The following is an 11,782-nucleotide window of genomic DNA, read 5'->3' on the forward strand; positions in this document are numbered from 1 at the left end:
AATTACAATAAAATACTCAATTAACTATATATATATTTATTAATAATTTTTTTAGTAACTTCTATAGTTTCTATTGGGTTTCTTCCTATACCAACTTCACCTGCAAGCATTACTCTATCCACTTTATTTTCTATAAAGTTGTATAAATCATCTACTTCTGAAATTTGAGGTATTATTGACCTTTTCATAGAATCCATAACATATGTTGCTATTATTAATTCTTTTTTCTTTGATTTCATTTTTTTAATTATTTGATTTTGTATATATGGTATATCTGTAATATCTATTTCTGAAACTAAGTCGCCTCTTCCAAGCATTATACCATCTACACTTTTTAGAATTTCATCAAAGTTTTCTATAGCTTCCCTACACTCAACTTTTGCCCAAATTTTAGGAATCTTTACTTGCTTGTTATACTTTTTTATCTTCTTTATATACGTTTTCAATTCATCTATATTATCTTTGCAAGTTGTATAAGATAAGCATATAACATCTACGCCATTTAGAAGTCCAAACTCTATGTCTTTTTTATCCTTTAATGTTAAAGTCATAGCTTGTCTATCCATATCTGGGGCATTAATACCTTTTTCACCCCTAATCATTCCACCAACAATAACCTCTGCTTTTATGGCTTCTCTATCTTTTAATTTTCCTATAACTTTAAACTGCATTGTTGCATCTTTCATAAGTATACTTTTACATTTAGTAATCCATGAAAATTCTCCTTCAAATGCAATTGGTATAAATATATATTGATTAGAAAATCTAATGTTTTCTTTATAAAATTTTTCACTACAAAAGTAGACTTCTTCCTTTTCTCTAACTTTTAATTCTCCTTTAAATAATGGAGATACCCTAAGTTTATTTCCTTGCAAATCTTGTATTATATCAATATTAGAAAAATTTTTTCCATACTCTATTAGTTCTTTAAATTTATTATAATCTGCATGAGAAAAATTTAATCTCATAGAATCCATACCTGCATTTATAAACTTATCTAAATCATTGGTTGTCTTTACATTTGGGCCTATTGAACATACTATCTTCATTCTATCACCTAACTGTCTATCTAAAATATATAATCTATTTCCATTATACACTAAAAATTAACAAAAAAATATCTAGTGAAATTTTATCACTAGATATTTATATATATTTAAACTTTATTCATGTCCATATATATCAAAAACTCTCCATGGTGCATCTTTAGTTTCTTTTACAACAACATAATATCTAACCCATGTACCACTACCCCATTTTGCTTTTTCATCATATTTCTCTGTAAGTTTTGTAGTATATTTTACTTCTACAATTTGATATTCCGCTGGATTCAACTCTTTTAATTTATCCATGTAAGCATAATAAGTTTTGCTTTTAGAATCTTTTGTATACTCATCTTCGTTTAATATTTTCATGTTATGAACTACTATTGCTTCAGTATACATTCCTTTTTCAAAACTTTCTTTATAAACATTTGGATAGTCTTTATAAAGATCACTTTGAACATATAAATCCTTAAACTTATCGTATTCATCACTAATAGTTACTTTGAATAAATCTAAAATTACTTTTTCACTTTCTGTAGTTGGATTAACTTCTGATTTGAAAAATCTCTCATCATTATTATACTCTATTTTATAATCTCCATTATTAAGATTTGCTTCAATCTCTGTATAATTATATTTCTTTTCATTTTTTCCAGTACATCCAACTAATGATATAGTTATTAATACTATAGATATTATACTTAAAATTTTTCCTTTTTTCAAAATACCACCTTCTTCTTTTGTTATGTATAAATATTAAATATTATTTATCTATTTTTTAGTAATATACATTATACACTATGTTATTACTAATTTTTATATTAATTTTTTGCAAATTATTTTTTAGTTTACGTTAATTTTAAATGTCTTAATTATAATTATGTAAACTAAATTAAGATAAAGAAATAAGTACATCATTTTAAATATTGACATATAAAACGATGTACTTATTTATTTCTTTATTTATTATTTATCTTTTTTAATAGTTTTTGAATGCTTTCTGTTGCATCTAATAGCGATGATATAGATTTATCATAATTAAGTTGATTTACAATTCTTGCAAGAAATTCTGACATATCCACTTCTTTAAACCATTCTCTATCTTTAATTTCTTTTGGAATGTATGTTAAATTAGTTGAATAGACTTTATTTATAATCCCTTCTTTATGAAATTTTTCAAATTTTTCTGCACCTTCTGTAAAAAGTGCAAAAGTTGTTGCTACATAAATATTTTTAGCATTTCTCTTTTTTAATTCTACTGCAATATCAAAAATTGATTCGCCAGATGCTATCATATCATCAACAATCAATATATTTTGATTTTCTATTGGTCTTCCCATATATTCATGTTCAACAATTGGATTTTTTCCATGAACTACTTTTGTATGATCTCTTCTTTTATAAAAAAGTCCAACATCAAGTCCTAAGACACTTGAATAATATACTGCTCTATCCATAGCTCCTGTATCAGGACTTATAACAATCATCTTAGATTTATCTACAAGAACATCCTTTTCTGTTTTTAAAAATGTTTTTAGAATTTCATAAGTAGGATATATATTAACTAATGAACTTAATGGTATTGCATTTTGTATTGTAGGGTCATGAACATCAAAAGTTAATATTTCTTCAACTCCTAGTCTTTCTAATTCTTGAAGTCCAATTGCACAATCTAGTGATTCTCTTCCTTTTCTTTTATGTTGTCTAGCTTCATATAACATTGGCATAATTACAGTAACTTTTCTAGCTCTTCCACCAATTGCTGAAACTACTCTTTTTATATCTTGAAAATGTTCATCAGGTCCTTTATGATTTGTAAAACCGAACATTTTATAAGTACAACTATAGTTTCCTACATCTGCAAGTATATATATGTCTTTTCCTCTTACACTTTCTGAAATTTTAACCTTTCCCTCACCATTTGAAAATCTGATTTCTTCAATTGAAATGAAAAAAGTTTTAGCCTTTTCATTTATAATTTTTTCATCATTTGCATTTTCCAACCTCATGTTAGCAATATGAGTACATATTTTTTCACCTAATTCTCTACAGCTTTCTAATGCTATAATACCAAGTTCACCATAAGGAATAATACTTTGTTTTTTATTTTCCATAATTAAGCTCCTTTTTGATAATTAAACTTATTGTAAAATTTATAATTGATTCATGATTTAAGTACATAATTTATTTTCCTATATTATTATAATCATATTCCTCTTTAGTTATTAAATAAAATAATTCTTTAACATTTTCTTTATTAAATTTTTTAGTATTTACATCTTTACTAAATTTATATTTAAACCTATTTTTTTTAATCACCTTAGCTGACTTATAATTAAAATCATAATGACTAGTCCATACTAAATCTACATTTAACTTATGAAATAAATACTTTAAAAATATTCTTACAACTTCAGTTCCATAACCATTATTCCAATATTTCTTATTTATCATAAATCCAATATACTTTTGAGTTGCATTCTCATTATTTTTATGTATTATTATATCATCCATTCCTATAAATCCAATAACTTTTTTTGTATCTTTAAGTTCAATGGCAAAAGAAGAGTTACACTTAATTTTGTATACTATTTCTTTTTTGCATTGTTCTAAATTTTCTATAGCTTTACATCCTGCACTATAACAAACATCACTATCTGATACTATTTCATAATAATCTATATAATCATTTTCTTTCCAACATCTTAACTTTAATTGTTCATTTTCCATCATGTTTTCTCACCTTAATTTTAATTTTTTTTACTCTCATTATAATAAGAAATATAACTATTAAACTTACTAAGAAAATAATAATTGCTATTAGCTTCAAGTTTACAAATTTATTAGTAACTAAATCTAAATTTTCTTTTAATATTCCATTTTCATTACTATTTGGGTTTATAAATGTTAAATCTTTAGATGCATCATATACTAATTTATTATTGCAATATAACCTACTTTGATTAAATGCAAAATCACTTTGCCTTCCATTACTATTAACAAATATCTTTATAGCCACAGCATCAGCTCTATTAGAATAATCATCTTTTTTTGATAATACATTTAATGTTTTATAGTCTAATGTATCTACATGATATATTCCATTTACAACTTCAAACTCTTCACCATCTTCTCTCCCTATTGATGCTAAAACATAATCACCCTTAGTTATATAATCGTCTTTATTTGTGCTTCTATAAAATAAATTGTATTCTTTAGGATTTTTTATTCTTATATTTTTACTTACTTTAATCTGCTTTACTTTATTACATTCTTCTAAATCCTCAGAGCTAGTTATTTGATTTTTAACTTTTATATTTATAAAACTTTCATCCATTTCGGTTATTTCTCCAATAATTAATGCCTCATGTGCATTATGTGTAAGTAAATATAGAATATCTGCTGCAAAAATATTTTTAGTTACTATAATTATTAAACACGCAGTAATTATAAACGACTTTAAAAGCTTTTTCATATTTTATCACCTTCCCCTTTTACAAACTATTATATTTTTAATTAACATATAGTTATTACCATTGTAATATATTTAATTTCAAATTTATAGAAATATAATTATTAATTTACAATAATGTTATTTAATTAATAATTATGCCTAATATTATTGTTTCTAATTAATTTTAAACTTAAAAAGAAACAATAAAAATTAATATTTTTGAACTATTTAACAAATACTAATTCTTGAAAATGTAAACTTATAATGAATTAGAAAGAAGTGTTGAAATATATGACTTGGTTTATAAATTCTATAAGAGCTTATCCTGAACTTACACTGTTTCTAACTTTAGCCATTGGTTATGCTGTTGGGAAAATTAAAATAGGGTCATTTAAAATTGGGTCAGTAACTGGTGTTTTAATTACAGGTGTTGTTATAGGGCAATTAAATATAACCATAAACCCAACTGTTAAATCAGTATTTTTTCTTTTATTTTTATTTACTTTAGGCTATAATTCAGGTCCACAATTTTTTAAGGGTTTAAAAAAAGACGGTATTCCTCAAGTTATTTTTGCTATAATTGTTTGTATTTCTGGTCTTATATCTACAGTAATTGTTGGAAAACTACTTGGCTATAATGCTGGTCAAGCAACTGGTTTAGCTGCTGGTGCATTAACACAATCTTCAATAATTGGTGTTGCCCAAGATAGCATTTCAAAATTATCTTTATCTTCTAATGAAATAAAAAACATGATGGATTTTGTTCCTGTTGGGTATGCTGTAACTTACATATTGGGAACAGCTGGTACCGTTTTTATTCTTTCTACAATTGCACCTAAGATTCTAGGTGTAAATTTAGAAGATGAATGTAAAATTATAGAAAGTAATTTTAAAAATCCAGATATTTCATCTAATTTGAATTCTAATATATCAGACATTGAATATAGAGCTTTTGTAATTGATGAACACTTTGCTGGTAAATCAGTTTTAGATATAGAAAAAACTGTGTCTACTAATGCTGTACGTTCATTTATAATACGTATAAAGCATAATGGTAGTATTTTTACAGCTAAAGAAGATACAATTTTAAATTTGGGAGATAAAATTGTTTTTTCTTTTAAAAGCAATGACATGAAAAATATTTCACTATCTTCTCTTGGAAAAGAAATTTTTGATTTATCCTTATTAAACTTTCCTACTGAAAAATTAAGTGTTTATGTAAAATCTAAAAAAGTTATAGGAAAATCAATAGCTTTCATAAAAAAATCTACATTAACTCGTGGAGTATATATTTCTAAACTTAATAGTAATGGTGAAGATCTTTTTTATGATAAAGATACAATTTTAAATCATAAAGATATATTAACTCTAAGTGGTCCTAAGGATATTATTGAAAATCTATCATATAAAATTGGAACACCTATTTTTAATACATCAGAAACAGATATGATATTTGTTAGTTTAGGAATTCTTCTAGGAGGATTAATTGGTATTCCTTCTTTAATGTTAGGAGACATTAAGATTAATTTATCTACTAGTGGTGGTGCTCTTATTATGGGACTTATATTTGGATTTATACATTCTCGCCGTCCACAAATAGGTCATATTCCTATTGGAACTACATGGTTTCTAAGCAACGTAGGTTTAACAGCTTTTGTTGCTGTTGTTGGCATAAATGCTGGTCCTGGATTTGTATCTGGAATAAAAACATCTGGAATAAGTTTTTTAATTGCAGGAATTGTAGTCACAACCATTCCAATAATTGTTGGAATTCTAATTGGAAAATATATATTTAAATGGAAAGTTCCAATAATTTTAGGTGCTTGTGCTGGTTCAATGACAACAACTGCAGCTGTTGGCGCAATTTGTGAAAAATCTAAAAGTAATATTCCCGTACTTGGATACACAGTTACATATGCAGTAAGTAATATTGTGCTTACTATTTGGGGCTCAATACTTATATTCTTTTTTTAATAAATTTAGAATGGAGTGTATTATATGAATAAACTTTATAAAGATGATGAAGATTTTATTGAAAAACTTAAAAACCTAAGTCCCTTTGAACTAAAAGATAAGTTAATCGATTTAGCATTAGACTCTCAGAAAAAAGGTGTGGAAATTTTTTTGAATGCAGGAAGAGGAAATCCTAACTGGACAGCTTCTAATCCAAGAGATGCTTTCTTTACACTTGGACATTTTGCTGTTTCTGAAACCAAAAGAACCTGGTGTGATAATGATTTAGCTGGCATGCCTGAAAAACCTGGAATTTACAATCGTTTTAAAGCCTTTGTAAATGAAAATAGAATTGCACCTGGAATAGATCTTTTAGATAAAATTATAGAATTTGGTATGAAAAAATATGACTTTGAAGGTGACTCTTGGGTATTTGAGTTAGTAGATGGTATTATAGGAGACAATTATCCTGTACCTGATAGAATGCTTATGAGAATTGAAAGGGTTGTTCATGATTATTTAATAAAAGAAATGGGTGGAAGTATACCGTGTATACAAAGTCATGATTTATTTGCAGTTGAAGGTGGAACTGCTGCTGTATGTTATACTTTTGATTCACTTATAGCTAACCATTTATTACAAAAAAAATCTCATATTGCTTTGATGGTTCCTATATTTACACCTTATTTAGAAATTCCCGAACTATCAAGATATGACTTTAACGTTACAGAAATACATGCTTCTGAATTAAATGAAGATGGTAGACATACTTGGCAATATCCAAAATCTGAACTTGATAAACTTAAAGATCCTAATATAAAACTTTTAGGTATAGTTAACCCAAGTAATCCTCCTTCTGTAGCAATAAATGATGAATCTATGGAATATATTAAATCAATTGTAAAAGAATATAATCCTAATTTAATGATTGTTACTGATGATGTTTATGGAACTTTTGCTAATAACTTTAAATCTTTTATGATTACTATGCCTTATAACACTTTAGGTATTTACTCATTTTCTAAATATTTTGGTGCTACAGGTTGGAGACTTGGTGTTATAGCTTTAGCTAAAAATAATGTATTTAACACCCTTATTAAGGAGCTACCAAAAAGTGATACAGACGATTTAATTTCTAGATATAGTTCATTAACATCTAATCCAGAAAGCATACCATTTATTGATAGAATAGTTGCAGACAGCAGACAAGTTGCATTGAATCATACGGCAGGACTTTCAACACCTCAACAAGTTCAAATGGCTATTTTTTCAGCATTTGCATTAATAGATGAAGATGATAGATATAAAAAGCAAACCAAAGACATTTGCTACAGACGAAAAAAACTTGTTTACGATGAATTACTTACTTTACCTATGAAGAAAAAAGATGAACATAGTACATCTTATTACAATGAATATGACTTGTTGGTTTGGGCAAAAATTGCTTATGGAGAAGATTTTGCAATGTATTTGCAGAACAATCGTAGTCCTATTAAGTTTTTACTTGAACTTGCAAGAAGGTATGGAATAGTGTTACTAAATGGTGATGGCTTTAATGGTCCTAAGTGGTCTATACGTGTATCACTTGCTAATTTGAAAGATGAGCAATATACATTAATAGGAAAAGCAATCAATGAGTTATTCGAAGAATATGCTAAAGATTGGAAAGAAAATAAATAATCCTATAAATTAAAGCTAGCTTAAATTTGCTAGCTTTAATTCTTTATCTTACTTCCACAATGAGGACAATATTCAAAATTTGGATTTATATCTCTTCCACAATTTTTACATACATTTTCATAGTAATATTCATTAGTATTTACTTCATGTAAATCCCAATATGTTATCTCTATATTTTCTCCTTTTTCAATAGATTTCCCTTTTTCTTTAGGTATGCTATATATAGTATTGCAATCATAACACCTTATATAATAATTTTCATTCCATTTAAAAAGAGGTATAAAAAAGAAATGAAAAAAGTTATAACTCTTTAAAAGTTTTCCACTAATAATTTTATTACATTTCTTACAACTTATATTATATAATGTCCTTATTTCTTTATTCTTATTTTCTATACCAAATATTCCTATAAAAAACATGTATTTAACATCCCTTTTCTAATTTTGCATTTTTAATTTTCTATACCTATTATAGGCTGACATTATTTCTTGCTTTCTTGGAAGTGCTAAACTTCCACTGCCACCTTTTATTTTTTCTAATGAAACAAGACCTTTTCTATCTATTTCTAATAATACTTCATCTACCATTTTTTCAAAGGTTAAATTTTTATCCATTAAGTTTATTTCTGCCCACTTCATTATTGTGCTTATAGCATTTAATTGTTCATTGTCAACTATTTGTTCAACTGCTCTTAAATTTATTTCTTCTCTATTTAAAACAACTGTATCTAGTCCTATAGTTTTTACTTTTACACCTTTAGGTCCATATTCAATAGTTCCCTTTTTAACTCTTCTTTTAAAATCAAATGATAATTTTAAATTTTTATCATTTATTCTTTTAATTATAGCACCGCTACTAAGAGCTTTTGCTATTTTTGTAACATCTTTTACTAAATAATTATCCATTTGAATTACTGTGTCAGCTACGTCAAAAAAATCTCCACAACTTCCCACTACTAATATTGTTGAAATTTGCTTTTGAGTATATAATGGTTTCATTATTTCAATAAATGGAGTGATTGGTTCTTTTTCCTTAGAAACTAATTTTTGCATTAAATCATCTCTCATCATGAAATTTGTAGCTGAAGTATCTTCATCTATTAAAATTACCTCTGCTTTACTTTCTATTCCTTCAACTATATTTGCAGCTTCTGATGTACTTCCACTTGCATTTTCAGTATTAAACTTTATAGTATCTTTCCCATTAGGTAAATTATTTATAAATAGTGAAATATCTGTATTAGTTATAGCTCTACCATCTTCCGCTCTTACTTTTAATGCTGATCTATTTGTTATAACAAATTCCCTACCATCACCTTTAATATGATTATATACACCAAGTTCTAAAGCCCTTAACAATGTTGATTTTCCGTGATATCCACCACCTACAATTAAAGTTATTCCTTTTTTTATACCCATACCTTTAATTATTCCATTATTTTTAGTTTTAAATTCAACTTCTAATTCTCTAGGTGATATAAACTCTTTCCCATTTTTTAATGGTCTACTAGAAACTCCACTTTCTCTAGGAAGTATTGATCCATTGGCTATAAAGGCTACTAATCCTCTACTATCAAGTTCATTTCTTATGTATTCTTGATCTTCAACTAAATTTACAGTTTCTAATAATCTTTTATGATTTATATTTTTATATAATAATGCTTTTTCAACTATACTTGGTAAAACATTATATAATATTTTCTCTAATTCTCTACCTAAAATACTTCTACCCCTTGCAGGAAATCCTATATAAAATCTAGTTTCTATTTTTTCTTCATCTACAATTACTGATGTTCTTTCAAGTATTTCTTGTGGACACCTACTTATAGAAATTAATCCGCTCTTTCCTGAACCAAGTATTTTCTCTCCACATTTATTTATATTGTAATAAAACTCTCTAGTTAAATAATCACAAAGTGCTATATTTTTTTCTTTAGTTTTAAAAAGCTCTAATGGAATCTTAGCTATATTTTGTTTAACTATTACTCTAACTCTTGAAGGTGATGCAAAAGGATCACCTTGAACATGATCTATACTTAATATGTAGTTTTTAAAATTATATTGTCCCTCTAAAGTTTTATATAATTTATAACTCTTACCATCTATTTTATTTAATTCTACTCTTAAATCTTCTAAATTCTTCATATGCTTCTCCTGTAAATTATAAAGTAATTTTTTAATTTAACTCTATAAATAATCCATATATTAATATTTTCTTCATAGTAAGTATATATCTTTTAATTTATTAGTTCAATTTATTTGTATAATATTGATGTACTCTATATGGTTTCAAATTCAAAATAATAAATTTATCAAATGATAATACTAATCTTATAGTTTATTGCTATATTTATATTTGAAACCAGTTGACAATTGACAGTTATGGTTAATATTATTCATTTCATTCATAATATTTAAAATAGAAATACCTAAAAACTACGTTTTTATATTGTTTTCAATTAATTTGCTATGCAAATTTAATAAAAAATCATTCTTTAAAATTGGAAATCCAATTTTTACATCGGATTGGCCCCATAAAAGTAGACTCTAAATGCTAATTACTAGATTATTCTTAAAATTACTATTTTTTAGATTATAGAACTCATTTGGGGTTCTATAATCAACCGAAGAATGTATTCTTTTAAAATTATAGTTATCTACGTATTTTTCAATAGTGTTAATTGCATCTTTTAAATTTTTAAACAGCCTGCCGGCAAGGCATTCTTGTTGTAAATATCTATGGTATGACTCTATATGAGCATTGTAATTAGGACTATGAACAGGTATTCTTTCATGTATTACATTCTCTTGAATACACAATTTTTCAAATTTACTAGCTATGAATTGTGAACCATTATCTGTACGAATTGTTAATTCAGATGTTTTTCCTTTAATACCTCTATTATAAAGAGCCTTTATTAGCACAATCTTAGCTTGCTCTGCATTAGCAGAAAGTGACATATCATATGCTAATATACTTCTATCAAATACATCAATAATAGATGTTAAATATCCTACTTCCTTTGTTTCAGCTATATAAACATATTTCATATCCATTTCCCAAAGTTGATTTGAATCTGTAATTGTGTGATTTTTGCATATTTTAGAATATCTCTTAATACCTCTTCTTTTAACTTCTAATAAATTCATAGCTTTCATTAATCTATAAACCTTTTTCTTATTAATTTTTAGGCTATATTTATTTTTCAAAAGTGCATTAACCTTCTTATAACCATAAAACTGTCCTACTTCATCTTTTTTTATTTGTATTATATGTTTTTGAATTTCTAAGTCAGAAATTTTTTCACCATGTACATTTAGACTATATCCTGGAATGTTTCCTTCGGATTGATTTAATGGTTTATTTCCACTTTTAATTAATAACTGTTGTTTATAATAAGTAGATTTTTTTAGTCCTAATATCTTTAATATAGTCTTAGTAGGTGCTCCTATAGAAATCCATTCGGATGCATAAGAGTATAAATTAAGGTCTTCATTTATTTCTTTTTTTTTAATAAATCTCTAAGAACAGCAACTTCTAATTCAAGATCTCTACACTTTTCTTGGGTTTTTTTATACTCTTTTTTGTAGTCTACAATTATTTCTTCATTTTTAAATTGCGTAGCATTCTTAGGTTTTAAAGTTTGTTT

10 protein-coding genes are annotated in these 11,782 nt (G+C 25.9%); 2 read left to right on the plus strand and 8 right to left on the minus strand.

The window, feature by feature from the left end; genetic code table 11:
• Window positions 1–20: 20 nt before the first annotated feature.
• From AC07E4_RS10280 to AC07E4_RS10300, 5 genes are all read right to left on the minus strand, one after another.
• Window positions 21–1,049 (minus strand): pyruvate kinase, encoded by a 1,029-nt coding sequence (locus AC07E4_RS10280; protein ID WP_478216328.1) that lies wholly within the window; start codon window positions 1,047–1,049, stop codon window positions 21–23.
• Between the two features lie 114 nt (window positions 1,050–1,163).
• Window positions 1,164–1,769: a DUF4829 domain-containing protein gene (locus AC07E4_RS10285; protein WP_430829279.1), complete on the minus strand. Its 606-nt coding sequence runs from the start codon at window positions 1,767–1,769 to the stop codon at window positions 1,164–1,166.
• Window positions 1,770–2,005: 236 nt separating this feature from the next.
• The gene (locus tag AC07E4_RS10290) at window positions 2,006–3,160 is read right to left on the minus strand and encodes a ribose-phosphate pyrophosphokinase (protein ID WP_478216329.1); all 1,155 of its coding nucleotides are present in this window, start codon (window positions 3,158–3,160) and stop codon (window positions 2,006–2,008) included.
• A gap of 70 nt (window positions 3,161–3,230) precedes the next feature.
• A complete protein-coding gene (locus tag AC07E4_RS10295; RefSeq protein ID WP_430829281.1) occupies window positions 3,231–3,779 on the minus strand; it encodes a GNAT family N-acetyltransferase in 549 nt (182 codons plus the stop codon).
• Window positions 3,766–4,521, minus strand: coding sequence for a hypothetical protein (locus AC07E4_RS10300; RefSeq protein WP_478216330.1), 756 nt, complete (start codon window positions 4,519–4,521; stop codon window positions 3,766–3,768). Before AC07E4_RS10300 ends, AC07E4_RS10295 begins: the two co-directional genes overlap by 14 nt.
• Before the next feature lie 270 nt (window positions 4,522–4,791).
• Here AC07E4_RS10300 and aspT point away from each other — a divergent pair, with 270 nt between their 5' ends.
• Window positions 4,792–6,474, plus strand: coding sequence for an aspartate-alanine antiporter (gene aspT, locus AC07E4_RS10305; protein WP_478216331.1), 1,683 nt, complete (start codon window positions 4,792–4,794; stop codon window positions 6,472–6,474).
• Between the two features lie 24 nt (window positions 6,475–6,498).
• Window positions 6,499–8,133 carry an aspartate 4-decarboxylase gene (gene aspD / locus AC07E4_RS10310; protein WP_478216332.1) on the plus strand — a complete coding sequence of 545 codons (1,635 nt, stop codon included), beginning with the start codon at window positions 6,499–6,501 and terminating at the stop codon, window positions 8,131–8,133.
• A 35-nt stretch (window positions 8,134–8,168) separates the two neighbouring features.
• On the opposite strand, the gene AC07E4_RS10315 is transcribed toward aspD, so the two are convergent.
• The 3 genes from AC07E4_RS10315 to AC07E4_RS10325 all read right to left on the minus strand — a co-directional run bounded on the left by AC07E4_RS10315 (window position 8,169) and on the right by AC07E4_RS10325 (window position 11,648).
• Entirely contained in the window at window positions 8,169–8,552 is a 384-nt protein-coding gene (locus tag AC07E4_RS10315; protein WP_430829285.1) for a zinc ribbon domain-containing protein, read from the minus strand.
• Between the two features lie 18 nt (window positions 8,553–8,570).
• Window positions 8,571–10,277, minus strand: coding sequence for an ABC-ATPase domain-containing protein (locus AC07E4_RS10320; protein ID WP_478216333.1), 1,707 nt, complete (start codon window positions 10,275–10,277; stop codon window positions 8,571–8,573).
• A 402-nt stretch (window positions 10,278–10,679) separates the two neighbouring features.
• The gene (locus tag AC07E4_RS10325; protein ID WP_478216411.1) at window positions 10,680–11,648 is read right to left on the minus strand and encodes an IS3 family transposase; all 969 of its coding nucleotides are present in this window, start codon (window positions 11,646–11,648) and stop codon (window positions 10,680–10,682) included.
• Window positions 11,649–11,782 lie beyond the last annotated feature (134 nt).

The sequence above is a fragment of the Clostridium amazonense genome (assembly GCF_056431285.1).